The sequence below is a fragment of the Nannocystis pusilla genome, assembly GCF_026626665.1.
Classification (GTDB): domain Bacteria; phylum Myxococcota_A; class Polyangia; order Nannocystales; family Nannocystaceae; genus Nannocystis; species Nannocystis pusilla.
On sequence record NZ_JAPNKE010000002.1, the window covers coordinates 936351 to 962837 of the forward strand.

The 26487-nt window shown below is 73.2% G+C and carries 17 protein-coding genes and 1 pseudogene; 7 read left to right on the forward strand and 11 right to left on the reverse strand.

All coding sequences use genetic code 11. From position 1 onward, the window contains the following. The first annotated feature begins 469 nt into the window (after positions 1–469). Both OV079_RS04295 and icd read left to right on the forward strand, forming a co-directional pair. Positions 470–3823 carry a tetratricopeptide repeat protein gene (locus OV079_RS04295; RefSeq protein WP_267766402.1) on the forward strand — a complete coding sequence of 1118 codons (3354 nt, stop codon included), beginning with the start codon at positions 470–472 and terminating at the stop codon, positions 3821–3823. Between the two features lie 136 nt (positions 3824–3959). Further along, entirely contained in the window at positions 3960–5189 is a 1230-nt protein-coding gene (gene icd / locus OV079_RS04300) for an NADP-dependent isocitrate dehydrogenase (protein ID WP_420829391.1), read from the forward strand. Between the two features lie 64 nt (positions 5190–5253). On the opposite strand, the gene OV079_RS04305 is transcribed toward icd, so the two are convergent. Further along, complete coding sequence (locus OV079_RS04305) at positions 5254–5826, reverse strand: low affinity iron permease family protein (protein WP_267766404.1); 573 nt, start codon at positions 5824–5826, stop codon at positions 5254–5256. Positions 5827–5868: 42 nt separating this feature from the next. Continuing rightward, a complete protein-coding gene (locus OV079_RS04310; RefSeq protein ID WP_267766405.1) occupies positions 5869–7065 on the reverse strand; it encodes a glycosyltransferase family 4 protein in 1197 nt (398 codons plus the stop codon). Between the two features lie 646 nt (positions 7066–7711). Here OV079_RS04310 and OV079_RS04315 point away from each other — a divergent pair. From OV079_RS04315 to OV079_RS04330, 4 genes are all read left to right on the forward strand, one after another. Next, the gene (locus OV079_RS04315; RefSeq protein WP_267766406.1) at positions 7712–9361 is read left to right on the forward strand and encodes a vWA domain-containing protein; all 1650 of its coding nucleotides are present in this window, start codon (positions 7712–7714) and stop codon (positions 9359–9361) included. 302 nt (positions 9362–9663) lie between these two features. Next, positions 9664–10701, forward strand: a complete 1038-nt coding sequence (locus OV079_RS04320) for an MYXO-CTERM sorting domain-containing protein (protein WP_267766407.1) — start codon at positions 9664–9666, stop codon at positions 10699–10701. Positions 10702–10980: 279 nt separating this feature from the next. Continuing rightward, positions 10981–11832, forward strand: coding sequence for a UbiA family prenyltransferase (locus tag OV079_RS04325; protein ID WP_267766408.1), 852 nt, complete (start codon positions 10981–10983; stop codon positions 11830–11832). Positions 11833–11914: 82 nt separating this feature from the next. Beyond that, entirely contained in the window at positions 11915–12928 is a 1014-nt protein-coding gene (locus OV079_RS04330; protein WP_267766409.1) for a radical SAM protein, read from the forward strand. 66 nt (positions 12929–12994) lie between these two features. On the opposite strand, the gene OV079_RS04335 is transcribed toward OV079_RS04330, so the two are convergent. From OV079_RS04335 to OV079_RS04345, 3 genes are all read right to left on the reverse strand, one after another. Continuing rightward, entirely contained in the window at positions 12995–13444 is a 450-nt protein-coding gene (locus OV079_RS04335; RefSeq protein WP_267766410.1) for a hypothetical protein, read from the reverse strand. Positions 13445–14028: 584 nt separating this feature from the next. Continuing rightward, positions 14029–15363 carry a hypothetical protein gene (locus tag OV079_RS04340; protein WP_267766411.1) on the reverse strand — a complete coding sequence of 445 codons (1335 nt, stop codon included), beginning with the start codon at positions 15361–15363 and terminating at the stop codon, positions 14029–14031. 72 nt (positions 15364–15435) lie between these two features. After that, the gene (locus OV079_RS04345; RefSeq protein WP_267766412.1) at positions 15436–17358 is read right to left on the reverse strand and encodes a thioredoxin-like domain-containing protein; all 1923 of its coding nucleotides are present in this window, start codon (positions 17356–17358) and stop codon (positions 15436–15438) included. 141 nt (positions 17359–17499) lie between these two features. On the opposite strand from OV079_RS04345, the gene nadA reads away from it, so the two are divergent. Next, positions 17500–18945 carry a quinolinate synthase NadA gene (nadA, locus tag OV079_RS04350; RefSeq protein WP_267766413.1) on the forward strand — a complete coding sequence of 482 codons (1446 nt, stop codon included), beginning with the start codon at positions 17500–17502 and terminating at the stop codon, positions 18943–18945. Positions 18946–19074: 129 nt separating this feature from the next. Here the strand turns inward: nadA and OV079_RS04355 are convergent, their stop codons facing one another. The 6 genes and pseudogenes from OV079_RS04355 to OV079_RS04375 form a co-directional block, all read right to left on the reverse strand. Beyond that, complete coding sequence (locus OV079_RS04355) at positions 19075–19710, reverse strand: SGNH/GDSL hydrolase family protein (protein ID WP_267766414.1); 636 nt, start codon at positions 19708–19710, stop codon at positions 19075–19077. 19 nt (positions 19711–19729) lie between these two features. After that, a pseudogene (locus tag OV079_RS57240) lies at positions 19730–20326 on the reverse strand (hypothetical protein); the annotation flags it as partial. Positions 20327–20552: 226 nt separating this feature from the next. Beyond that, the gene (locus OV079_RS04360) at positions 20553–21470 is read right to left on the reverse strand and encodes an arginine deiminase-related protein (RefSeq protein ID WP_267766416.1); all 918 of its coding nucleotides are present in this window, start codon (positions 21468–21470) and stop codon (positions 20553–20555) included. Between the two features lie 43 nt (positions 21471–21513). Further along, positions 21514–22479: a hypothetical protein gene (locus OV079_RS04365; protein WP_267766418.1), complete on the reverse strand. Its 966-nt coding sequence runs from the start codon at positions 22477–22479 to the stop codon at positions 21514–21516. A gap of 151 nt (positions 22480–22630) precedes the next feature. After that, a complete protein-coding gene (locus OV079_RS04370) occupies positions 22631–23737 on the reverse strand; it encodes a trypsin-like serine protease (protein WP_267766419.1) in 1107 nt (368 codons plus the stop codon). 423 nt (positions 23738–24160) lie between these two features. After that, positions 24161–26479, reverse strand: coding sequence for a CHAT domain-containing protein (locus tag OV079_RS04375; protein WP_267766420.1), 2319 nt, complete (start codon positions 26477–26479; stop codon positions 24161–24163). Between the last annotated feature and the right edge of the window lie 8 nt (positions 26480–26487).

The following is a 26487-nucleotide window of genomic DNA, read 5'->3' on the forward strand; positions in this document are numbered from 1 at the left end:
AGGGCCAGAAGGCGGTGGTCCACACCGTCGGCGACGCCGAGGTGTCGCTGTCGGCGGGCGGCGCGAGCCTGTCCTTCGAGTCAGGTGAGGCGCAGGTCTACGTCGCCGAGGGGCTGGCGATCGTCAGCGCGGCGGGCGGTCGCGCGGAGGTCGAGGCCGGCGAGCGGGCGACGGTGAAGGGCGGGGCGCCGACGGTCGAGCCGGTGGCGTTCTGGGACGACTGGACCGGCGGCATGGGCGATCGCGCGGGCGGAGGCCTGCGCGCGGGCGCGGGCTCGGGGGCGCTTTACGCGGTCGATCGCGCGGCGCCGCCGGGGACGCCGGCGCTGCCGCTGTCGATCCAGCGCCAGACGGTGCGGGTGGCGCTCGAGGACGAGATCGCCGAGACCCTGGTCGATCAGCGGTTCTTCAACCCGTCGGGCACGGCGGTCGAGGGCTGGTACTGGTTCACGGTCCCCGAAGATGCTCTTTGGTCAGCTTCGCGCTCGAGACGAACGGGCAGCTGGTCGAGGGCGAGATCGTCGAGCGCAAGCAGGCGGCGGCGACCTACGAGGCGGCGGTGCGGCGCGACAACGATCCGGCGCTGCTCGAGTGGATCGACGCGCGCACGGTGCGGGCGCGCATCTACCCGGTGCCGCCGGCGGGCGAGCGGCGGGTGGTGCTGCGCTACCAGCAGCTCATGACCGAGAGCGAGGGCAAGCGCCGCTACAGCTACCCGCTGGCGGCCCCGCGCGGGCGCGAGGCCGCCAGCATCGAGGAGTTCTCGCTCGAGGTGCAGCTGCGCCGCGGGCTCGAGCAGGACTACGACCTGGCGACGCTCGGCGAGGCGCGGGTGTCGACCGACGGCCGGCAGGTGACGATGCGCCGCTCGGGTTACACACCGCGCGCCGACTTCGAGCTCGAGCTGACGCGAAAAGCCGACCGCACGCGGGTGCCGCTGCGCGCCAATCGTTTCAGCGCCGGCGGCGACCAGGCCAGCTACGTGATGGTCCGCTTCGCGCCCGACCTCGACATGGCCAAGCTGCCGGCGCCGCGCGGCGACGTGGTGGTGGTGGTCGACACCTCGGCGGCCGGCGATCCGTCGGAGCAGCAGACCAAGCTCGCGGTCGCCGAGGCGCTGCTGCGCAGCCTGTCGGCCGGCGACAAGTTCGCGGTGATGAGCGCCGACGTGGCGGCGAAGGTGCTGTACCCGGAGGAGGGCCTGGCCGAGGCGACGCCGGAGGCCATCAGCGCGGCGCTCGAGCGGGTGGCGGCCCACGCGGCCGGCGGCGCGACCGACCTCGGGGCGATCTTCGAGCAGGCGCTGGCCCGCGTGCACGGGCTCGAGCAACCGGCGGTGGTGTACGTCGGCGACGGCCTGGCAACGTCGGGCGAGCGCAGCGGCGAGGCGCTGGCGGAGCGGCTGCGGCGGTCGATGACGGGCTCGCGCGCGCGGCTCTACACGGTGGGCGTCGGCTCGGAGATCGACGCGGCGATGCTCGGTCGCCTGGCCCGCGTCGGCGGCGGCGAGGCGTTGCGCGTCGAGGGCCCCGAGCAGGCGGTGGTGCGCGCGCTCGAGCTGTCGGGCGCGCTCAAGACCCCGACGATCACCGACCTCGAGCTCGGCCTCGGCGAGGGCCTCGACGACGTGTTCATCAGCGCCGGCGGCAAGCTGTCGCGCGGGCAAGAGCTGCTGCTGCTGGCGCGCACGCACCACGACCTGCCCGACAAGGTCACGATCTCCGGCCGGCTCGGCGGCGAGGCGTTCACCAAGGAGTATCCGCTGGCGTATGTCGGCGGCTCGCTCGACCGCATGGTGCCCAAGCTGTGGGCCGCGGAGTACATCGAGCGCCTGCTCGGCGACAGCCGCGGGCTCGAGGCGGTGCGCGGCAAGATCCTCGCGCTCGGGCTCGAGTACGGGCTCATGACCCCGTTCACCTCGTTCCTCGCGCTCGACAGCGAGGCGGCCTACGCCCAGCAGGGCATCCAGCGGCGCCGACGTCAGCTCGGCGGGCTGCAGCTGATCGCCGACGCGACATGGCTCAAGGAACATGAACCAAAGAGCAGCACCGTGGTCGGCATGATCGCGGCCGCCGCGGCGGCGCCGTTCGGCTGCAACAGCGCGAGCGAGTCTGCTCCGGCGGTGCGAGCCGAGGAGCGGGTCGCCAGCGGGCCGCCGCCGGTGTCGGCGAGCACGCCCGCCGATGCGCAGCAGGTCGCGAAGGCGGAGCCGCCGCCGCCGCCCTCGGCCGCGCCGGTGGCCCCGGGCGGGGTGCTCGGCGGGCTCGGCAACGCGGCGCCGTCCGAACCCGTGAGCGAGGCCGAGAAGATGGCGCCCATGGAGGAGCTGCGGGCCGACGACGACCTCGCGGCCGCGCCCGCGCCCGCGCCGTGGCCGCGGCCAACAAGGGCGCGTCGGGCGGGGGGCGGCAGGAAGGAGCTGGCGAGCGCGGACAAGCCCGCGGAGCTGCCCGACCTCGACCGCAAGTCGTCGATCACGAAGTCGCCGCCGAAGACGCCGCAGCCGGTGATCTCGCCGGTGCCACGCGGGCTCAAGTTGCCGTGCTCCGACGCGGCGGCGCGCAGCCTGGCCCACCGGCGGATCTTGTGGCAGAAGCGGCTGGCTGACCGATCGGACATGTTCTCGGCGCTCAACGCCTACGAGGCGGCGGCGGGGAGCTGCGAGATCGGCGGGTGGAAAGATCAGCGGGTGTTCCTGCAGCTGCTGCACGAGCGCGCGGCGACCGAGGCCGACATCGGCCTGCTGCTCGGGCACTTCGCCGGCGAGCCCGACGCGCGCAACTACCTGGCGCGCGGGCTGTTGCGCCGGCTGGTCGATCAGGGGCTGATCGGCGCGGTCGAGCGGGCGATGTTCGGCGTGGGGGTCGACTGGAACGACCTCGATCGGCAGCTGCAGCTGGTGATCGGGGCCGACGCGCCGACGCGCAAGCTGCAGATGGTGCAGGCGGCGCTGCAGCGCAGCCCGGGCGACCCTCAGGGCGAGCGGCGCCTGATCCAGCTGCTGAGCGAGCAGGGCAAGCTCGAGGAGGCGCTGGCCCGCGGCCGGTCGCTGCGCGAGCAGGGGCTGATGACGCCGGTGCTGGCGCAGCAGATCGGCGAGGTGTTCGTGGCCCACGAGCAGGTCGACGAGGCCCAGCGGATCTTCTCGGAGATCGTCGAGTTCGACGCCGACAACCCGCAGAGCCGCGCGCTGCTCGGCGACATCTTCCTGCGCCACGGGTGGTTCGAGCGGGCCTACCGGCAGTACGAGGATCTGGTGGCGATCCGGCCCGACGATCCGACGGCGTCGATCCGCCTCGCGCGAGCGGCGGCGGGCGCGGGACGGGTCGACGAGGCGCTGCGGCTCTTGCGACAAGTGGCGGCCGGCGAGGGGCGCCCGGGGGCGGACGATCCGCGACGGTTCGCGCGTCTGCACGCGGCGGTGCTGCTGGCGCGCCTGCTCGCGGCGCCCGACGCGAAGATCCCCGAGGCCAGCGTGGCCCGCGAGCTCGGACGCCTGCAGCTGTTCGCGGGCGCGTCGAGCTGGACCTTCCTCGTGTGGGACGACCTCGGCGTGCGTCTCGCGCTCACCGCCGATCCGTCGGCGCCGCTGGCGGGCGATGTCGCCGACGCCGGGATCACCGGCCTGTTCGCGGTCCAGCTGCCGGCCGGCGGGGGGCCCTCGTTGCAGGTCCGTCATCAGGGCCACACCCTCGGCAGGCCGGTGAGCTACGAAAGAATCACCGTCCACTTCGACGGCAAGGCGTTCAAGGTCGAGCGTGAGAGCGGTCGGATCGCCGCCGGAGACGCCGCAGCGGCCGCGGTGGCGGGCGCCGGCGGGTGAGCACGGTCGCACGCGGACGCGGACAGGACGGGCGGGCCGCCGTGGTATACCCCCGGTCCGCGGCGAACCGCGCCAACGGCCTATTTGGCCAGGACACCTCACGGAAAGCGACAGGGCGATGGCTGAAGCGATCAAAATGAACGACAAGGGCCTGCAGGTCCCCGACCAACCGATCATCCCGTTCATCGAGGGTGACGGCACTGGCGCCGACATCTGGGCCGCCTCGGTGCGCGTGTTCGACGCCGCGGTCGCGCGGGCCTACGGCGGCAAGCGCAGCATCGCCTGGCGCGAGGTGCTCGCCGGCGAGAAGGCGTTCAAGCAGACCGGCAACTGGCTGCCGCAAGAGACCCTCGACCTGTTCCGCGACTACCTCGTCGGCATCAAGGGCCCGCTGACCACCCCGGTCGGCGGCGGCATCCGCAGCCTCAACGTCGCGCTGCGCCAGATCCTCGACCTCTACACCTGCCTGCGGCCGGTCCGTTACTTCGCCGGCGTGCCCTCGCCGGTCAAGCGGCCCGAGGCGACCGACATGGTCATCTTCCGCGAGAACACCGAGGACATCTACGCGGGCATCGAATTCCAGCAGGGCACCGAAGAGAACGAGAAGTTCAAGAAGCTGTTCTCGGAGGCGTTCCCGGCGCTCTACAAGAAGGTCCGCTTCCCCGACACGGCGGGCTTCGGCGTCAAGCCGGTCTCCATCGAGGGCACCGAGCGCCTCGTCCGCGCGGCCATCAACCACGCCCTGCAGTACAAGCTGCCGAGTGTCACGCTGGTCCACAAGGGCAACATCATGAAGTTCACCGAGGGCGGCTTCCGCGACTGGGGCTACGCCCTCGCGCGCAAGGAGTACGGCGCGGTCGACCTCGACGGCGGGCCCTGGCAGATCATCCAGCGCGGCGATCACAAGCTCGTGATCAAGGACGCGATCGCCGACGCGTTCCTGCAGCAGATCCTGACCCGCCCCGACGAGTACTCGGTGGTCGCCACCCTGAACCTCAACGGCGACTACATCTCCGACGCGCTCGCGGCCCAGGTCGGCGGCATCGGCATCGCGCCGGGCGGCAACATCAACTACGTCAGCGGCCACGCCATCTTCGAGGCGACCCACGGGACCGCGCCGAAGTACGCCGGCCAGGACAAGGTCAACCCCGGCTCGGTCATCCTCTCGGGCGAGATGATGTTCCGCTACATGGGCTGGGACGAGGCGGCCGACCTCATCATCCTCGGGGTCGAGCGCGCGATCGCGGCCAAGACCGTGACCTACGACTTCCATCGCATGATGGAGGGCGCGACCCTGAAGAAGTGCAGCGAGTTCGGCGACGAGATCATCAAGCACATCAAGGACGCGCCGAAGTCGGCCGCCTGAGCCGCATCGCCGCGTGAAGGTTCGCCCCCGCGTGGCTCCGCACCAGAGCGCCGCGGGGGCGAAGTCATTGGGTCGAGTCGGCGCGCGAGCTGTCCCCCGGGACATGTTCCTTCGCGCCGGAGGTCGGCGGCTCGCACCTCGCGCCGGCGTCGTGCAAGCCGTGGCTGGCGCGCGGGTGCGACTTGTGGCCGGCGCGGCTGCGGTGGCGCGCCTCCTCGATCGAGTGCGAGCGGCGGATGTCGCTCTCGTGCTTCGCGATCTCGGCCAGCTTGTGGTAGTGGCGGTGGATGACGTCGAGCTCGGCCTCGGACAGGTTCTCGATGTCGATCAGGCGGTTGGACGCGCCCTCGAGGGCCGCGACGATCTCGTTGAGCTTGAGCTGCACCGCCAGCGACTCCTTGTTCTGAGCCCGCTGGATCAGGAACACCATCAAGAAGGTGACGACCGTGGTGCCGGTGTTGATGACGAGCTGCCAGGTGTCGGAGAAGGCGAACAGCGGGCCCGTCACCAGCCACACCGCGATCGTCAGGACCGCCAGCGCGAACGCCCAGGAGCTGCCCGACCAGCGGGTGATGTGACCCGAGGCGCGCTCGAGCGTGCGGCCGAGTTTGCTGCGCGGACGGTGCGGGTGGGTCATGCGTGGCTCCGCGCGATCGCTTCGAGGAAGCGGCCCAGGTCCTCAGCCTGACGGTCGCGGTCGTGATGCGCGAGGACGTGGGCGCGGGCGGCCTCGCCCATGCGCGCGGCCGTCGCGACCGAGCGCCGCGAACGCGCGCAGCCTGGCCAGGGCGTCGGCCGGATCGCCGGGCGTGAAGGCCAGGCCGGCACCTGCCCCTTCGACCAGGCGCTGGGCCTCGCCGCGCACGCCGAGGAGGATCGGCTGGCGCATCGCCATGGCCTCGAAGATCTTCGACGGCAGGTAGCGGGCGAAGGTCGGCTCGTCGCGCAGGATGACGGCGCTGACGTCGGCCGCGGCGATGAGGCCCGGGACGTCGCGCCGCGGCACCGAGGGCAGGATGTGGACGCGGTGCCCGACGCCGAGCGCGGCGACCTCGTCGACCAGCGCCGGCAGGCCGACGCCGTGGCCGACGACGACGACGTGGAAGTCGTCGCCGGGGCCGGCGAGCGCGGCGGCCCGCGCGAGCAGGCCGACGTCCTGGGCCATGCCGATGGTGCCGCAGTAGAGCAGCAGCAGCGCGTCCTCGGGGATCCCGAGCTGAGCTCGCAGCGGCGCCGGGGCGGCGTCGGCGGCGAACAGGGCGGTGTCGATGCCGTTCTTGACCACCGCGACCCGCTGGCGCGGCACGCCGCGGGCGACGAAGTGGTCGACGAAGCTGTCGGTGACCGAGACGATGCCGGCGGCGCCGCGGTAGAGCGTGGACTCGACGACCTCGAGGGCGCGTACGATCGGGTGCCCGGGCTTGAGCGCGCCGACGGCGACGATGCCGTCGGGCCACAGGTCGCGCACCTCGAGCACGAAGGGGACCCGGCGCAGGCGGGCCAGGGCGAGGCCGGCGACGCCGGTGAGGATCTGCGGCGAGGTCGCCAGCACGAGATCGACGGCCGGCAGGCGGGCCGCGCCGAGCGCGATCTGAGATGTCGGAAGGGACATGTACCCGAGGCCACGTTGCAGGACGCCGCGGCTGGCGGCCGGGAGCGTCGGCACGCGGTGGACGTCGATGCCGTCGACCCGCTCGCGGCGGTACTCGGCCGCGCGGTAGCCGGGGTAGATGTTGCCGTGCGGGTGGTTGGGCTGGCCGGTGACGACGTGCACCTCGTGGCCGGCCCGCACCAGCGCGCGCGACAGCTCGTGGACGCGCGCCGCGGGGGCGTTGGATTCGGGCGGAAAGTAGTGCGAGAGGTAGGCGAGCCGCACGAGCGCGCCGATGCTATCAGATCGATGGGCCCGGTCGCGGCGCGGGGCCGTGGCCCGGCACGCAGGTCGGTCCGCGTCGCGGTCGACGAGCGGCAGGGAGCGCCGGCGCGGCTCGCGATGCGACGCGTGCAGCGAGCCGAGCGCCGAAAGTTCGCGCTCGCGGCCGGGCGGTCGGGCTGAAGGGCGGCGAACTTTGCGGGCGCGTCGACGACGTGCCGGCGAGACCGCCGATCGTGCGCTCGTGAGGCCGTGTCGTCGCGCAAGGTCGGCGGCGAGCGGCGTGGGTGGCGAGCTGACCTTCGGGACAGATCGGGCGCGAGCTCGGCGAGCGAGCGCAACCGGAGGTGCGAGCGAGCCGGCGGGAGCAGGCGCGATTGCGCTCGTCGGGCGTCGTCGAGAGGTGCCATCATGGTTGACATTCGGCGGGCGAGCGACCGTGGCGTGCGGCTGAATATGCGATTGTGGCCGGATTGAACGAGACTGCGTAGATGTGGTTTGCGGGCCGCAGTTGGCAACCATGTTGGCGAATCAACCGGGTTGGCCAATCGTGTTGGCTGGATCGCGGCGCGCCGGCGGCGATTTTCTCAACGAGATCAACGCGGCCACGAGCTTGCAACCGGGGACGACAACAACGGAGCCCATCGCCATGAAGTCCCGCGCAATCCTGTTTCCCCTCGTGTCCGTGGCCCTCGGTGCGTGTCTCGAGCACCCGGTGGTCGGGGTCGAGCTCTGCAAGACCGAGAACAACGAGATCCGGATCCCGCTCGACGAGGGCGGCGACGTCGACATCCTGTTCGTGATCGACAACTCGGGCTCGATGGCCGAGGAGCAGGCCCGGCTGGCCCGCAACTTCGAGGCGTTCGCCCGCCGGCTCGACGAGATGGGCGCCCACTACCGGATCGGCGTCACCACCACCGACAGCGGCAATCCGCGCTGCGATGCGGCCGCGACCACGCCGGAGGGCGGCGACCTGGTGCTGCGCAGCTGCCTCGATCGGCTGGGCGAGGGCGCGTTCCAATTCAACGACATCGACGCGGCGTTCGCCTGCACCGACGTGTGCGGGCTGACGAGCGACGCGCTGGCGATCACGCCGACCAGCACCGACCTCGATCCCGAGCGGCGGGCGCGGCCGTGGATCGAGAAGATCGACGACGTCAGCAACCTGCCGGCGGGGGTCGAGGTGGCCGACGCGTTCGCGTGCTTCGGGCCGCAGGGCATCAACGGCTGCGGCCACGAGCAGCCGCTGGAGTCGATGTACCTGGCGCTGAAGAAGGCGCTGGCGCCGAGCGAGGGCCACTACGGGTTCATGCGCGACAACGCGTTGCTGTCGGTGGTGCTGGTGACCGACGAGACCGACTGCTCGTTCGAACCTGGCTTCAAGGACATCTTCATCGACGACAAGACGTTCTGGGAGGACCCGAACGGGCCGGCGCCGACCAGCGCGACCTGCTGGAACGCGGGCGTGCAGTGCAGCGGGCCGGGGCCGGTGTACGACGGGTGCGAGCCGGCGAACTACAGCATCGACGGCGAGCCCGGGGCGGCCGACGCCGACGCGGTGCTGCGGCCGATCTCGCGCTACGTCGATCTGTTGGCCAAGATCCGCGCGGACAAGCAGATCATCGACCCGAGCCGCGAGGTGCTGGTGTCGCTGATCGCCGGGGTGCCCGCGGGCTACGAGCGCGGCGAGGCCGACATCGTGTACGCGGAGGCCGAGGCCGGCTCGGAGCAGGACCTGAACTTCGGCATCGCCCCCGGCTGCGTCAACAACAGCGACGGCAGCGGCAGCACGGCGGTCCCGCCGGTGCGCGAGCGCGCGGTCGCGGAGGCGTTCGCGGGCGAGGATCGCAACCTCTACTCGATCTGCGAGGACGACTACACGCCGGCGCTCGAGGGCATCGCCAAGCAGATCGAGCGGGCGTTCCGGCCGGTGTGCGGGACGACGATGGTGGCCGACCGCGACCTCTCGACCGAGGCGCTCGACGCCGACTGCAAGATCCAGCAGCGCGTCGACGACAAGGTGGTCGACCTGCCGCCGTGCCTGCCGATCGGCGAGGACGAGTGGGAGGTGCCCGAGGGCAGCTCGGTGTGCACGATCGTCCTCACTGACCCACGCGGCCTCACGCCGAGCAAGCGCGACGACATGTCGACGATCAAGGATCCCGAGACCGGAGTGGAGTCGGTGCCGTGCGACAACGACGACACCAACGTCGAGTTCAAGCTGCGCCGCGCCGGGCCGCGCGTGCGTGGGGCGACCTATACGGCGACCTGCCTGCGCGACGCGGCCGAGGAGTGCTAGCGCCGCGGCCGGGGTTCACGGGGTTCGCGAGCCGCGTCCGTCGCGCCTTGTTGGCCCGTGCCAGGGCGCGCGAGGGGTGCTTGAACCCCGGTCGTGTCCCAAGCGAGCGATGGGCCGCGCCGAGGTCGGCGGGCCTCGGAGGTGTCTTGCGAGCGTGGGGCGAGGGGGAGCGATGGCGTGATATCCTCGGTGAGGATGGTCTCCGCGGTCCGCCGCGCCGCAATGGGATCGTGGTCGTCGGGGTGCCGACGACCGAGGCGCGCGCGGACGCCGGGGAGCGGCGACGCCGGTGGAGGACGACGATGAAACTTAAGAGCAGGTTTCTTGGGGCATGTATCCTGGCCGCTGCGGTCGCGTCGACGCCCGACCGCGCGTCGGCGTGTTCGGTCTCGGTCCCCGAGCCGGGGCTCTCCATCTGGGAGATCGATAACCCGCCGGAGATGCTCTACACGGCCAAGGGCGGGGTCTTCGCGCTGTTCGGGGGCCTGTACGACGTGGAGCTCGCGGAGGCGGCGGCGCTGGTGGATGTCGCGTTGACGCTGGACGGCGAGGCGCTGGCGACGGAGATCGAGGTGCTGCGCCTGGGCCCGGCGCTCCGAGAGGGCGAGCCGTCGTGGACGGTGGCGGTGGTGGTGCGCCCGGTCGAGCCGCTGCAGGCGGGCGTGTACGAGGTGAGGGTGGGGAACGCCGACGGCGAAGCGACCTTCCCGCTGACGGTCGAGGCCGAGCCGGTGGCGGCGCTCGCACCACCGACGGCCGACGTCGTCGACCCGCTGGAGAGCACGATCGGCTACCGCGGCCGGGTCTGCTGCGAATCGCAGCTGACCAGCAGCTGCGGCGAGACGGAGCGGTGTACTTTCACCGAGATCGACAAGGTGCCGGCGCTGTACGTCGAGACGTCGTCGCTGCCGCGGACGCAAGCGGCCAGCGCCCTGGTCTGGGTCCAGCGCCTCGACGCCGCGGGCCAGCCGGACCCGGACGGACGGTTCGCGTACCCGGCGCGTCACGACGTCAGCTGGACGATCGACTTCACGGCGGCGCAGGCGGAGTACTGCGTGGTGCTCGGCGTGACCAACCTGGTCGATGGGACATCCGTGTCGGGAGCGCCGCAGTGCCTGTCGCGCGCGGAGGCCGGCGAGCCGCACGTGGTGACCGAAGAGCCGACCGAGGAGCAGATCGAGTCCTGGGAGTGCGTGGGGCCGCTGGAGTACGACGACGGCACGCCGTTCGGCGAGGAGCCGCCGGCGGAGAAGTCCGGCTGCCGGGTCGGCGGCGACGGTGCGTCCTGGGCATGGTTGTTCGTCCTGGCCGGGCTGGGTTCGCGGCGACGTCGGCGCTGACGTGGGCGCCGATCGTTCGCGTACCGGTCGCACCGTCACGGGCCGGGCCGAACTCGTCGATCGCGGTTCGTGTCGATGGGGGCTGGGGCCGCGGTGAGGGGGCTGACGGTCGGCAGCATCGAGGCTCGTGAGCGTCGCCAGCCGCGGCATGGCGACGTGCACCGGCTCGTACGGGCGTGATTTGCCGCGCCCTCGCGTTCGTCGGCGCGGGGGCGCGGTCGCGTGACCCGGGGGACGGCGCGGGGTATCGTCGGCGGGCGTGACCTACTCCGAGCGCCCGTGGCAAGCCCGCGCCAGCCGTTCGGCGCGGCGTGGGCGGCCGGGGCTCGCGCGCCGCTGGCGCTGGGGCTGCGGGCGTTGCGGGTCCGGCAGTGGGCCCACTTCGTGCCGCTGCCGCTCGCCGGGGCGCCGCTCGGGGACATGCTCTCCGGGACATGTTCGATGAGGCCTGTCCTCTGGGGCATCCTCGCGGGCGCGCTGTGTCTGGCCTGCGCCTACGGGCTGAACGCGCACGGCGATCGCGGCGCCGACGCGCCGGGCAAGAACCCACTGGTCGGGACCGACGTGGGGAGTGCGGCGGTGGTGCCGGCGCTGGCGTGCGGGGCCCTGGCGATGGTCGCCGCCGGCCACAGCGGCGGCCCCGGGGCGGCGGCGGTGAGCCTGGCGACGGGGGCGCTGTACAGCGTGGGTCCGCGGCTCAAGCGGCTGCCGGGGGTCGGGACGCTGGCGAACGCCGCGATCTTCGCGCCCCTGCTGGCGCTGGTCGGGACGCCGCGCACACCTGGCTTTTGGGGCATGTCGCTGGTGTTCACGGCGCTGCTGCTGCAGAACCAGCTGGTCCACGAGCGCGCCGACGTCGGCGAGGATCGGCGCGCGGGGGCGTATACGACGGCGCAGTGGCTGGGGCCCGCCGGCGTGACCGCGGCCGGGCGCTGGCTCGCCGTGGGAGGGTCGCTGGCGGCGGCGACGCTGCTCGGTCCGTGGGCGGCGCTGGGCGGCGCGACGGGGCTGGCCTTCGGGGCATGGCTGATCGGTCAGGCAGACCCCGCACGGGCGCGGCGGCGGCACCGGGCGCTGGCGCTGGCGACGGGGGCTGCGATCTACGCGCTGGCGCCGGGAGGTGCGGGGTGACGGCGCGAGGAGCGAGGGCGGCACGAGGGCCGCGAGGTCATGGGATCGAGGCGCTTGGGGCGTGGGGCGCGGGAGGTGCGAGGTGACTGCGCTGGCGAAGGCGCGCGACCTGGTGCGGCTGGGGGCGGCGCGGGCGGTCGGGAAGCCGTTGCCGTTCAGCGTCACTTTCATCCTCACGCACCGGTGCAACTTTCGCTGCGAGTACTGCGAGATCCCCGAGCGCGCCGCCGAGGAGATGAGCGACGCCGAGTTCTGCGCGGCGATCGACGAGCTGCGGGCGGCCGGGATGGCGCGGGCCAGCTTCTCCGGCGGCGAGGTGCTGCTCCGCCGCGACGCGCCGCGGATCGTCGGTCACGCCAAGCGGGCCGGCTGCTTCACGTCGATGAACACCAACGGCTGGCGCACGGGAAATGTCCTGAAAGACATGTCGGGGATCCTCGACATGGTGGTGCTGTCGCTCGACGGGCCGGAGCCGGTCCACGATCTGGTGCGCCGGCGGCCGGGCTCGTACGCGCGGGTGATCGCGGCGATCGAGCAGGCGCGCGGGCTCGGGATGTCGGTGGCGACCATCACTGTGGTGGGGCCGTGGAACGTCGCGCGGATCGAGGAGATCGCGGAGCTGGCGGGGTCGCTCGGGGTGTGGGCGTACTTTCAGCCGGCGCACGAGGAGTGCTTCGACGCCGAGGCCGGGCTGCATCCGGCGCTCACGCCGGCGGTGCTGGCCGAGGTGGCCGATCGGCTCGAGCGCCTGCGCGCGCGCGGGCTGCCGCTCGGGGCCTCGCCTGGCTTTTTGCGCAGGTTGCGACGAGCGCCGCGGTTCCACGACTGCGCGGCTTGCCACGCGGGGCGCTACTTCGCCACGGTGATGCCGGAGGGCCGGGTGGTGCCGTGCCACCTGACCTCGGGGACAGGCAAGTACCTGAACGGCCGCGAGGTCGGGTTCGCCCGCGCGTTCTTCGAGATGCCGCACCCGCAGGCCGGGGACGGCTGCGCGATCAGCCCGTACGTCGAGACGGATCTGATCTTCCGCCTCGACCCGCAGGCGATCGCGGCGGCGCTGCGCCGCGGGGACGGGGCGCCCGGGCGCGCGGGCTGAGCGGTCCTGCAGGGCATGCGGCGGGCGTTCGCTACGCGGGGCGCCCGGCTGGTAATTGACCTGTCCTCAGGGCATGTGGCGGGCGGTCTCGGCGTCGAACACGGCCTCGCCGGCGCGGGTCATGCGGAAGTACAGGTCGTCGTCGGTGTCGAGGCGGCCGTCCTGGCCGCGCGAGCGCAGCTCCAGCAGCCATTCGCCGTCCAGCGGGCGGAGCACGAGGGGGCGCTGCCACGGGTCGAGCGGTTCCAGGCGGCCGCGGCGGCCCGGGACGTGCAACTCGGTCAGCGAGTCGCCGTGGGCCAGGCTGGCCTGCAGGCCGTCGAGGTCGAGGTGCGCCTGCTGCTCGAGCAGCGCGGCCGAGGTCTGCAGCTCGTCGCGCGCGGAGTCGAGGCAGGCGTATCCGCTGCAGCCGGGGCCGAGCATGTGGCGCACTGCGCAGGTGACGGCGAACAGGAAGACGAGCAGGCTGAGGCCGTCGAGGACGGGACGGACGAGGCGCTGGAACACCGGAGACACCTGCGGCGTTCGGTTGCAGCACGCGTGCCAGCGAGGAATCGCGGTTTTAGGGGCGCGGGCCGGGGGGTCCAGCGACATTTTGGCGCGCGAGCGGGCGAGGGCGCGACGGGGCTGTCACATGTCGCAATTCCCAGGGGGCGGGCGCCGACAGCGAGCTACGAGAAGCGCGGAGCTCTGGACGGCGCGGAGGGGTGCGAGGGGCCGCGGAACCACGAGCGTCGCAGGGGGCGCGCGACGCGGAAGATGTTCCTTCGGACAGGCTCGCGGACCCAGCGCGCGCAGACGACTGCGAGGTTATCGACGCCACGCGACCCCGATCGCGCGGGGGCGAAGGTGTCCCTTCGAGGGCGCGCGACGCGGAAGGTGTTCCTTCGGACAGGCTCGCGAACCCGGCGCGCGCACAGGCGGCTGCGAGTCTATCTGGCCTTTCGGACAGGCTCGCGTCCTCGCTGGCGGCGGCAGAGATAGCCTGTCCTGTGGGACAGGGATACGCGAGGCTCACTCGTAGGCGGCGCGGCTGGCAGAGAAGACGAACCTCGCGCCTGGCTTTTCGGACAGGCTCCAGATCCGGTCGCCGGCGAGCATCACGGCCCTGGGGGTGTCGATCCAGCCGTGGGGGACGCCGGGGCCGGCGGCGGGGACGACGTGGAGCGCGCCGGCGTCGCCGGGCGGGGCGCTGCTCGACAGGTAAAGGTGCCCTGGCTGCGGGTGATGCCCTCGATCTGGCTCTCGCCGGTGTAGGCGGCGAAGCTGGCCCAGGTGATGAGGGAGGGCAGGCGGCCGGTGACCGGGTCGATCGGCCAGGTGAAGACGCGGCCGTCGGAGGCGCCATCGCAGGCGTCGACGCCGTCGCAGAACTCGCCGACGACCAGCTCCGGCGGGCTCGTGCTGCGATCGAGGGCGACGGTGGAGAAGCGCGGGGCGCAGTCGGAGGCGGGCTTGTAGGCGCCGATCTGCATGGCGACGTAGGAGTAGAGGCCGCCGTAGTAGTCGTTGATCTTGGAGTCGTAGCCGACCTTGTCGACGCCGGGGTTGACCGCGAGCAGGCGCGACATGTCGAACACCCGCAGGCCCTGGGTCGGGTCGGCGAGGTAGAGGGTGTCGCCGTACCAGGCGATGCTGGCGGCGCGGATCGGGACCGGCTTGAAGTCGACCGGGTCGCCGGGCACGGGCTCGACCAGGAGGATGTGGCGCAGGCTGAGGTCGGGCGCGTCGGTGAAGTCGACCAGGCTGACGCGCACGCCCTTGTCGAAGGAGAGCATCGCCAGCTCCTTGGCGAACCACCAGCCGATCAGGACGACGTCGCGGCCTTCCAGCCGGCCGTCATCGTAGGCGTCGGCGCTGCCGGTGAGGCCTTGCGGGACCCACCAGGCCTTGCTGAAGTCTTCGTCGTCCCAGCGGAACGCCAGCTCGAGCGCCGCGACGTCGCCCGGCACGGTCGGCGCGGGCTCGGCGACGTTGTTCAGGTCGGTCAGGAGCTCGGCGATCGTGCGGGTCGGCAGGGTCTCGGCGAGGGCGTCGGCGAGCGGGCCGAGGTTGTCCCACTCGGGGGCGCGCGTGAGCGCGAAGTTGCAGCGGTCCAGCGGCTCCAAACCGCTGCCGGGCGCGCCGCTCGGGCCCTCGGGGCAGATCGGGTCCTTGTCCATGCACGGATCGACGACGGGCTCCCCGGTGGTCGAGGTGTCGTCGGTGGTCGAGGTGTCGCCGGTGGAGGTGGTCGGCACGACCGGCTCGGTGGTGCCGGTGGTCGAGGTCGACGTCGTCTCGTCGCCGGTGGTGGTGGTCGGCGTGACGGCGGTGGTGCCGATGGTCGTGCTGGTGCTGGTGTCGTCGCTGGTGACGGTGGCGGTGAGCTGCGGGGGGTCGTCGGAGAAGCAGGCGGCGCTCGTGAGGGCCAGGAGCAGCAAGCGGCGAGACATCGTCGCAAAGCCATAGCACCGTGATTCGACGTGCGCACCGGCCGACGCGCCGGCGCCGGGATGCGAGATCGCTCAGACGGGGCTCGCCAGCGCCAGATCGACGGAGAACGCGGCCGCGCCGGCGTTCGTGAGCAGCAGCGGGATCCGCAGCCACGCCTGCGAGGGCGCGCACACCTCCGGGTCGCCGCCGCACAGCACCGCGTCGACGCGCACGAGGAGCTCGCTGCGGACCTCCGATGTGGGGAGTTCGGCGACCGCGAGGTCGAGCTCCACGGACATGTCGGATCGGTCCTGTCCCGAAAGCGTGATGCGGTCGGCGGTTGTGACCAGATCGGAGCGGCGCGAGACCTCGAGCGCGAGCCGCTGCGGGGCGCCGTCGTTGAACTTCCAGCCCGCGGGCGCGAGCAGGCGCAGGCGGCCGGACACGCGGCCGGGCGCGAGCGCGGGGGCCTGCTCCAGCACGAGGTCGAACCAGCGCGTGGCCGGGGCGGCGGCGAGCGGCGGCGGCGGCTCGTCGCTCGCGGCCGGCACCGGAGGCGCGCCGCGGACCTCCAGCTCGCCCTTGAAGCGGCCGTCGGCGGCGAGGCGGACCAGGCGGTGGTGGCCGGTGTCGGCGACGAGGAGGTCGCCGCTCGCCAGGACCGCGAGGCCGCCCGGCTCGCGCAGGGACTCGTGAGCTGTCCCGAGAGACAGGGTCGAGACGCGGCCGGCGCGGCGGTCGAGGCGGCGCAGGCGGTCGTTGAAGGTGTCGGCGACCACGAGGTCGCCGTCCGCGGCGACCGCGACCGCGAGCGGGTGCTGCAGCCGCGCGGCCGCGAACGGGCCGTCCTCGGCGCCCCAGTCGAACAGGCCGGCGCCGACGAGGGTGCGGGTGTCGCCGCTCGCGAGGTCGAGCTCGCGGATCGCCGAGGTCTCGCTGTCGGCGATCCACACCTGGTCGCCGGCGCGCGCGAAGCCGGAGGGTTGGGCGAAGCAGGCGACCCGCGGCGGGCCGTCGACCAGCGCCTCGCGGCCGTCACCCGCCAGCATGTCGACGGTGAAGCCGCCGCCCGCGGCCGGGGCGAGCACGCCGAGCTGGTGCGAGCCGGCCAGGCACACCAGGACGCGCTCGCCGACGAGGGCGAGGTCCCAGGGCGAGCGCAGGGCGGTGGTGCGGGCCGGCGAGGGGCTGGCGATCGGGACATGTCCCATAGAACCTGTCCCTGCGACCGTGTCCAAACGGTCATGTCGGAGATCGGCGCGGGCGACGGTGTGGTTGCGGGCGTCGCAGATCCACAGCGCGCCGTCGCCGGCCCAGGTGAGGCCCTGCGGGTCGTCGAGGCGGGCCTCGGCGAGCGGACCGTCGCGGTGGCCGCGGTGGCCCGAGCCGATGGTGACGAGGACGTCGCCGTCCGCCGAGAGCACGAGGACGCGGTGGTGGCCGGAGTCGGCGACGGCGATCCGGCCGTCGCCAGCGACCGCGACCTTGCCGGGGAAGGCGAGCGGCCGCGGCGGTGGCGGCTCGCCGCGCGGGATCGTCAGCGGCTCGCGCGCGAGGGTGCCGTGGGCCTCGCCCTCGGCCAGGAGCCCGCGGACGAGGGTGTCGAGGGCGGCAGGGTCGGGCTCGCCGGGGGCGACGGCGGCGATCGTGCCGTCGGGGCGAATGACCACGAGGGTGGGCCAGGAGCGGATCGCGTAGCGCTCCCAGATCGCCAGGCCGTCGTCGACGACCACCGGGTGGGCGACGTCGTGGCGCGCGATCGCGTCGGCGACCCGCTCGGGGGCGGCCTCGCCGGGGAACTTGGCCGAGTGCACGCCGATGACGACCACCGGCTCGTCGGCGTAGCGCCGCTCGAGATCCCGCAGGACCGGCAGGACGTGCATGCAGTTCACGCAGCAGGACGTCCAGAAGTCGAGGACGACGACGTGTCCGCGGAGCTCGCGGAGTCGCAGCGGGCGAGTGGTGCCGAGCCAGGCGCGGGCGGGCTCCAGCTCGGGGGCGCGGAGGCGTTCCATGGCGGGACGCTAGCCGACCGGGGGGCGCGGGCGAGGGCCGATGGGCGTGAGGTGGCGTGACGTCCGTGGCGCTCCCGAACGCGATCATGCGGGCCGGCGGCGGTTGAAACAGGGGGGTCCGGGCACTAGGCTTTGCCGGCGATGCAGCCGTTCCCCTCGCTCGTGCTCCGCGCCGGCGGCGCGGCCGCCCAGGGGGCCTTCGCGGAGGCCCAGGCGGCGTTCCTCGACCCCGATCCGGCCACCGTGCGGCGGCTGCGCGAGTTGCTGGAGGCCAGCGGCGCGGGGATCGTGGCCCACTTCTACATGGACGCGGAATTGCAGGGCGTGCTGTTCGCCTGCGACTGGCCGCACATCCACATCTCCGACTCGCTGGTGATGGCCGACCGGGCGCTGCAGATGGGCCGCGACGGCGCGCGGGCGATCGTGGTGCTCGGGGTCGACTTCATGTCGGAGAACGTCCGCGCGGTGCTCGACGCCGCCGGCTTCGAACATGTCCCGGTGTACAGGGTGGCCGCGGAGCCGATCGGCTGCTCGCTGGCGGCGGCCGCCGAGGCGCCGGCCTACGCGGCCTACCTGCGCCGCGCGGCGCAGACGCCCGATTCGCTGCACGTCGTGTATATCAACACCAGCCTGCGCACCAAGGCGTACGCGCAATCGCTGGTGCCGACGATCACCTGCACGTCTTCGAACGTGATCCAGACGGTGCTGCAGGCGTTCGCGCAGGTGCCCGAGGGCCACGTGTGGTTCGGGCCCGACACGTACATGGGCGAGAACCTGCGGGCGCTGCTGACGAGCCTGGCGGACATGGACGACGCGGCCGTGCGCGCGCTCCACCCGGCCCACGACGCGGCCAGCATCCGCGCGCTGCTGCCCCGCTTCCACCACTTCGAGCAGGGCTCGTGCATCGTCCACCACATGTTCGGCGCCGAGGTGGTGCGGCGGGTGCAAGAGCACTACGCGGACGCCCACGTCACGGCCCACCTCGAGGTGCCGGGCGAGATGTTCGCGCTGGCGCTGGAGGCCCAGCGCGCCGGCCACGGGGTGGTCGGCTCGACGTCGAACATCCTCGACTACATCACCGCGCAGGTGAAGAAGGTGGGGGATGTCCCCGGGGACAGGTCACCGGTGCGCCTGCAGTTCGTGCTCGGGACCGAGGCCGGGATGGTGACGGCGATCGTCCACCAGCTGCGCGCGCTGCTGCAGACGCTGCCGCGCCCGGTCGAGGTCGAGATCGTGTTCCCGGTGGCCGACGCGGCCGTCGTAGCGACCGGCGATGTCCACCTGCCGCTGGTGCCGGGCGTGGCCGGCGGCGAGGGCTGCTCGACCGCGGGCGGCTGCGCGACCTGCCCGTTCATGAAGATGAACTCGCTCGACGCGCTGCTCGAGGTGCTGGTCCGCGCGCCGGAGGCCGGCGACAAGCTGGTCGCGTTCGCGCCGCGCAAGTACGTCGAGAAGATCGGCGAGCAGACGATCGCGCAGCTCGGCGAGCTGCCGATCCGCCACATGCGCGAGTTCTCGCGCACCAAGCAGCTGCCGGCGGCGCTGGTCGCAGACATCCGCTCGCGCGGGCTGTCGGCGGCGTCGTAGCGGGGCGCGGAGGCGAGGCGCGGGCGCTCGCGGCCGGCGCGTCGCAGCGGTCCAGCGCTGCGGGTCCCGGGGACATGTCCCCGGGGACAGCTTGACGCTGCTTCGCCGTTGCGGTGGCGGCGGCGTGGTCTACCAGCCGAGGTGCTCGCCCAGCGCGGTCACCAGGTTCTGGCCCATGGCCTCGTGCGTGGCGACGCTCGGGTGGCCGTCGCAGCCCCAGCCGTCGGCCTGGGCGTTGATGTCGGCGAAGGCGACGTCCATGTCGCCCGCCTGGTGGCGCTGGTCGACGGCGCTCTGCAAGTAGCCCGCGACCATCGTCGCCTCGTCGCCCCACAAGAGCGGCGCGACCGGGAGGATGAAGGCGTCGGGGTAGACCTCGCGCAGGTGGGTCAAGAACGCCACGTAGGCCGGCACGAACACGTCCTCGGCGGGGTCCTTGTCGGTGCTGAAGTCGTTGGTGCCGAGGTTGATGACGACGACGTCGGGCTGCCAGCGCGCGTGGTCCCACGCGGTGCCGCCGTCGCCGGCGACCGTGCGGTCGTAGATCTGCGGCATCGGCTCGAACACGTCGTCGCCGTAGTTGTTGACCATGCCCTTGCCCGACCAGGCGACCGTGTGCAGCTCGGCGCCGACGGCCCGCGCCGCGACCGCGCCGTAGGTGAGCCAGTGATTCTCGGTCTCGGCCGAGAAGCTGCACGGAGAGACGCCCTCGTTGCCGTAGCCGCAGGAGATCGAGTCGCCGATGACCTGGATCCGCCGCGTCACGGGCGGGGGCGAGCAGCTCGCCGCCGACGTCGAAGCCGAGGACGGTGGTGACGCCGAACGAGCCCTCGGTGCGGCGGTACAGCTCGACGGTGTGCTCGCCGGGGGCGAGGCCGGTCGCCAGCGGGTAGGTCTGGGCGCCGGGCTGGGTGTTCAGCGGCGGCTGGACTTCGCCGTCGACGACGACGGTGAACCACCGGCCGTTGTCGTCGAGGTCGACGTGGAGGTCGGTGCCGTCGAAGCGGACGACCGCGCCGACGCCCGACCAACTCATGCGAATGGCGCTCGGATCGCTGTCGTCGTGGCGGCCGACGTAGTGAATGCCCGGCGGCTCGACCGGCTCGCCGGTAGTGCTGTCGTCGGTGGTGCCGGTGGTCGTCGCGGACGGATCGACGGGACCGGTGGTGCTGGTCGCGGTCGAGGTCGTGGGCGCGGCGGTGTCGGTGACGGGCTCGTCGCCGCTGGTGCCGGCGGAGTCGGTCGAGGCTGTCGTGCTCGTGGTCGCGTCCGCGGTGGAGGTCGAGGTCGTCGAGGCGGCGGTCGAGGCGTCGGTGTCGCCGGGGCCGCCGCCGCCGTTGCAGGCGACGAGCAGCAGCAAGGAGATCGAGAGCGTCCGCATGGCGCAGGGAGTCTATCAGCGGGTCGCGAGGCGCACGGCGGCGCGCGGACGCGCCGACCTTCGCGGCTGCGGACCGGCGCTCACCGATGTCGCCGCCGGACCCGAGCGCGAGGCGACGAGGATGGTCACCTGTCCCGAAGTGCAGGTGATAGCGATGGGCTCGGCGAAGCCGACTTCGGGCGAACGCGTCGTCTTGAATCGGCCTGTCGATCGGCGGGCCGAGGGGTCAGAAGATCTCGGCGATCAGGCAGCGCAGGCTGCCGCCGGCCTTTTCGAACTCGTCGACCTCGACCGGGAGCAGGCGGAACTCCCAGCGCTCGAGCGCCTCGCGCGAGGCCGGGCGGAGCGCGCGGAAGGCGGTGGCGCTGAGCATCAGGTCGCGCTCCGAGACGGCGATGCAGTTGGCGGCGAAGGCCTGCTTCTCGGCGTCGTCGAGCTCGAGGGTGCGACCCTCGTAGGCGCGGGCGATCGCGGCCGGGACCTCCGGGTCGGCGAACGAGCCGGGGTGGAGGACGCAGGCGCGCCCGGCCAGCACCGCGAGGACCACGTTGGTGTGGTACTCGCTCGGCTGCAGGGCGAAGCGGAAGGTCAGGCGCAGGCCGAAGGCGGTGTGCATGGCGGCGCACCCGAGCTCGTCGGCGCGCTGGCTGAGGCCGCACAGGCCGAGGCCGCGCCGGCGGTCGATCACGAGCGGACCCGTCAGCTCGGATACGCCTGGCTTTTGTGTCATGTCCGTGAGGGCATGTCCGAAGGTCCAGGTGAACAGGTCGCGCACGTCGTCGCGCGCGGCCTCGGCGCGGCGGACCGGGTGACGCATCGAGCCGACGATCAGGCGGTCGGGGATGGTGGCGAAGGCGTTGTTGGTGAACACCGCGTCGTCGAGGCCGGCGCGGCCGGGGAAGACGAGGACGGGCAGGCCGCAGGCGCCGAGGGCCCGCACGAGGCCGTGGTGCTGGGCGAAGGCGCGTTCGACGTCGATCTCGCCGGCCTGCATGTAGGCGTTGTCGGTCGCTTCGGGGCTCAGCCGGAAGCCGATCGGGCTGACGACCATGGCGGCCGACATGGTCGGCTTGCCCCACGCGCCGCGGGCCTCGATCTGCTCGGGGAGGGCGGCCAGGAAGTCCGCCGGACTGGTGACGATCATCGGCCGCGCATGCTACCACCCGGGGCCGGGGCGCTCAGCGGCCTCAGCCGGGGGAGACGCTCAGGAGCCACTCGTACCGCGGCTGGGCGTCGCAGTCGCCGGGGACGTCGGCCCGCGCGAGGGAGAGGTCGCCGTAGAGGTCATCACCCTCCGGCGTGCCGAACAGGAACAGCGGGATCGTGGCGCCGGGGTCGACGGGCGGGCTCTCGATCTCGGCGTTCCACAGCGCGGCGATGAAGCGGAGCCGGCGCGCGCCCGGGGGCTCGGGGCAGCAGTCGCCGGCGCAGGGGCACGCGATCGCGCCCGGGCCGTGGAGGAGGCCGGTGAGCGCGAAGGGGCCGACCGGGTCGGTGTGCGGCACGGCGCCGGTGGATCGGTACATGAACTTCGGGACAGGCTCGGGGTGGCCGCGGCGGAGGCCGACCACGGCCAGGCCGCCGACCTCGCACTGCGTCGGGTCGGCGCCCGCGCGGCTCCACTCGACGCCCAGCTGCAGGCAGTCGCCGGCGGCCAGCTGCGCCGGCAGGCCGACCAGGCCGTCGGGGATTGCGAGCGCGAGGTCGAGCGTGGCGGCGGGGTCGCAGGCGCCGCAGGTCGCGTCCGCGCAGACCGAGACCGCGAGGTGATCGACGCCGGCGGCGATCACCTGCAGGCCGGAGAGCTGCTCGACGGCGCCGCACTCGCGCGCGCTGAGGTCGGTGGCGAGCCCCTGCTCGACGCGCGTCAGGGTGACGTCGACGCCGTCCGGGGCGTACGGACAGTGGCCGAAGTCGGGCTCGCCGGTGCTCGTGTCGGCCGCGGTGGTGCTGTCCGAAGGGTCCTGTCCCGTGGTGGAATTCTCGCTCGTGGCGGTGCTGGTGGGCTCGTCGGCACCGGTCGTCGTGCTGGTGGTCGGGGCCACCTCGGCGGTGTCGCCCGGGGCGGAGGCGCCCGCGGTCTCGCTGTCGCCCGGCGCGCCCGAGCCGTCGTCCTGCTCGGGATCGTCGGGCTTGGGGCAGGCGGCGAGCACGGACGCGAGCGCCAGAGGAAGGAGGTTGCGGGGGTCGAGAGCGCGAGGGGCATGCGCGCCAGTCTCGGGTTCGCGCACGATCTGTGGCAGGACACGCGGATCCGCCCGCGCGGGCGCGAGCGGTCCGGTGCGGGCGCGCGCCGCGGATGCGTCAGAACTTGCTCAGCGGGACCTCGATGATCTCCGGCCACCCGAGCGTGGCGGCCAGCCAGCTCTGCACCTCGGGGCTGTCGAGGCGCGTGGCGGCGAAGCCGACGGCGTCGTCGCGGCCGCACACGTTGTGGTGCGTGAAGGCGAAGGCGGCGGCGAGCGGCTCGAGCGGGGTCTCGTCGGGGATGTCGCGGTTGTCGGGGACCGCGAGCACGCGCGCCGCGGTGACGCCGACGACCTGGCGATAATCGCCGCAGGTGGCGACCACGGGGCCGCCGCTGTCGCCGTGGCACAGGCCGTGCGCGTCGGCGGCGAAGCCCCCCGGCGGGGTGTACGCGAGCAGCGTGTCGGTGTCGATGCAGTGCTGGCCGCCCGCATCGACGCAGAGCTTGGGCTGGGCCAGGAGCCCGACCTTGCGCAGGATGCCCCAGTCGAACATGTCCGCCGCGACGGCGCCGACGCCGAAGCCGTAGGCCTCGACCTTGGCGACGCAGTTGGGGAGCGGATCGAAGCCGGCGAGCGCGACGGGCGGGACGGAGACTTTGTGGTCGAGCTCGACGATCGCGAGGTCGAACTTGAGGGCCGGCTTGGCGCCGTTCCAGCTCGGGTGCGTGGTGATCGAGACGGCGCCGAAAGTGGGTTCGTTCGGCTGCAGCACCGGCGCGCGCTCGCCGACGCTGAGCTTGAGGTGCTTGGGGGCGGTGGTGGCGTGGAAGCAGTGCGCGGCGGTCAGCACCTGGGTGGGCGACACGAGCACGCCGCTGCACGAGCGCACGCCGCCGTGCGGCCAGTCGTAGGCGATGTGGACCGCCGCGGCCGCGATCTCGTCGTCGGGCTGGATCTCGTCGTCGCCGACGCCGCCGGGATCGGGCGCCCCCGTGAGCTCGAGGTTGCCGAGGTTGCCGCAGCTCCACGGGCCGCTGGCGTCGCTGATGCTCACGCTGGGGAACTCGCGCAGGTTCTCGGGGTAGGGGCTGAGGCCGGTGCCGAGCACCATGTCCATGCCGGTGAGGTCGTCGGTGATCGCGGTGGGCAGGTCGGAGATCCGCAGCAGCGCGTGGCCCCCGAGCGAGGAGCTGGTGACCTGGTAATCGCAGTCCTCGCACACCACCTCGGCGTTGGCGGGGTTCCACAGCGACCAGTCGATGCCGGCGAACCACGCCGGGTTGCCGGCGGCGCCGGGCAGGGTGCTGACGCTGTCGACGCGCTTGACCGCGAGGTCGACGCAGAGCTCGAGGTGGGCCTGACCGGGGGTCTCCGAGGGGACGACGCGGAAGTCGGTGACGCACCCGCGGCAATAGCTGCCGCCGGGGCTCTCGTCGAGCGGCGCGTCGCCCTCGCCGTCGAGCTCGCGGAGCTCGACGTCGGGCTCGACATCGCAGGCGAGGAGGTTGGCGAGCGCAGCGCTCGCCAGGACCGAGAGGGCGATGGACGAAATCGCGCGTAAACCATGGTGAGCTCCTGTATCGAGGTCTTGCCCACGCGCCGGGCCTGACTGATACGCGAAACTTCGCCATGACAGTGAGCGGTGTCACTGCTCGCTTCTGCGACGTCCGATCGGGGTCCCTTGGCTCAATGCTCCATCGTCGTCCTCGGTGCGCCTGCAACGATCACGGCACGAACAACCGCAGCATCCGCAGGTCGTCCTGAAGGCTCGGCTCGACGGTCGCGCGGGCCGGAGATAGGCGGCTCGCCAGGCCTCGGCGACGTCGCCCGGGGGCAGCCCGGCGAGCGCGGCGTAGAACTCGAGGGCGAAGGTGCGGGTGGCGTCGGCGTCGACGTCGCGCACCGAGCCGACGACCTGCCGCGCGCCGCGGAGCAGGAAGGCGTGCGCCAGACTGAGGCCGCCGCCGAGAGTGTCGGCGTCGACGAACGAGGAGCGACACGCCGACAGGTAGACGACCTGCGGCACCGCGGGCGCGGCCAGGATGGTCTCGCGCGTGAGCACGTGGGCGCCGCCGAAGGCGAGCTGGACGTCGGCGGCGAACACCGCCTCGTCGGCCGGGTGCTGGCCGTGCGCGGCGAGGTGGGCGAGCGCGGCCCCGCCGGTCAGGAGCGGCGCGAACGGCTCGGGCGAGTCGGCGGCGCGGTGGTCGACCCGCACGCCGCCGGCCGCGAGGGCGGCAGTCACCGCGCGGCCCTCCTCGGGCAGTGAATAGTCGCTGCCGCTGATCACGAGGGCCCCGCCGTTGCCCGGAGCAGGCTCGCCGCAGGCGGCGACGTCGAGGCCGTACTGCACCGGCGCCGCGTCGAGGAGGATGCCGCCGTCCCACGGCAGGGCGTGGAACGGCAGGGCGTGCAGGGCGTCGGTCGGGAAGATCGTCACGACCTCGGCGGCGGCGATGTCAGCCTCGAACGGGGCGAGCAGCTGCTCGGAGAATGTCGAGAGTGTCTCTTCGGACAGGCGGTGCATATCGCCGGAGAGCGGCGCGACCTGCAGCGCCTCGGCGCGCACACCGGTGGCGGTGACGGCGAAGCCGACCCACGGGGCGAGGTCGTCGGCGCCGGCGGGGTCGAGCGGGAAATACAACAAGTGCAGCGCGCCGGGCCCGGGCAGGTCGTCGCGCGGCCGCTCGGCCTCCTGGCACCATTCGCGCGCGTGCATCCGCAGGGCCCGGTTGCGGGCGTTCCGCGCCAGCGACAGCGCGGCCCCGTCGTCGCCGTCGCCGAGGCGCAGGTCGAGCAGGCGCCGGGTGGTGGCGGCGAACATGCGATAGCGGCCGTCGGCGGCCGCGCCGTAAGCGGCGACGTTGCGCGCGTGGGCGTGGGCCTCGAGCACCGCCTCGGCGGCCTCGTAGGCGGCGATCGCCGCGTCACGATCGCCGCGCGCCTCGTCGACGAGGCCGCGCGTCCAGGCGACGAACCATTCGCCCATCGGCACGACCTCGCCGAGGTCGGCGCCGGCGAGCGCGGCCTGCCACTCGATCGCCTCGTCGACGCGGCCGCGGGCGAGCGCGGCGCGCAGGCGGATGATGTGCAGCCACATGCGCTCCTCCGGGCTCATCGCCGCGTCGCCGAGGCCGGCGAGCACGCGCTCGACCTCGTCGAGGGCGCCGCGCTGCAGGGCCGCGAGGGCGAGGTTGATGCGCACGTTGTCGGCCTGGGAGCGGTCGCGGGTGCCGTCGGCGGTGAAGGTGGCCAGCGCCGAGGTCAGCAGCGGGACCGGATCGGCGCCCGCGAGCCCGGCCTCGCGCAATACGAGCAGGCCCCAGGCGATCTGATTGCGCAGGACCGCCGCGGCGTAGGCGTCGCCCTCGCGCGCGAGGACGTCGAGGAACAGCGAGAGCGCGGCGAAGCTGCGGTCCCAGGCCACGCGGTTGCGCAGGTGCGCGGCGAGCTCGGTGCGCAGCGCGGCGGCGGCGGCGAGGTCGCGGGTGAGGTCGAGGAGCTCCGCCGCGCCCTGTGCATCGCGGCGGAACAGGCGGGCCAGCAGCAGCGGCTGGGCGGCCTCGACGACGCGGCGCAGGGCCGCCAGCGCGGCCGCGAAGTCCATCTGCCGCTGCCAGTGCAGCGCCCACATGAAGTGATGGCGCGGGAGCTGCAGCGGGTCGGCGAGACAGCCGGCGTCGGCGTAGCGCTGCAGGTATTCGCCGGCGCAGCCGAGCTCGGGCAGCCGCTCGCCGCACACGCGAAACCCGGCCTGGGCGGCGTCGCAGGCGGCCGCCAGGCGGTCCGGCGAATCACCGGCGAGCGCGGCCAGCTCGCGGTCGACGAGGTCGAGCTCGCGCCGGGGATCGCCGGCGCGGTGAGCCGCGCGTCGCTCCTCGCGCAGCGCGGCGGCCGGATCGATCGGCGGTTCGAGGCCGGTCGCCCGGAGCCACAGCGCCGCCGCCAGGATCGCCGGATTCATCGCTGCAC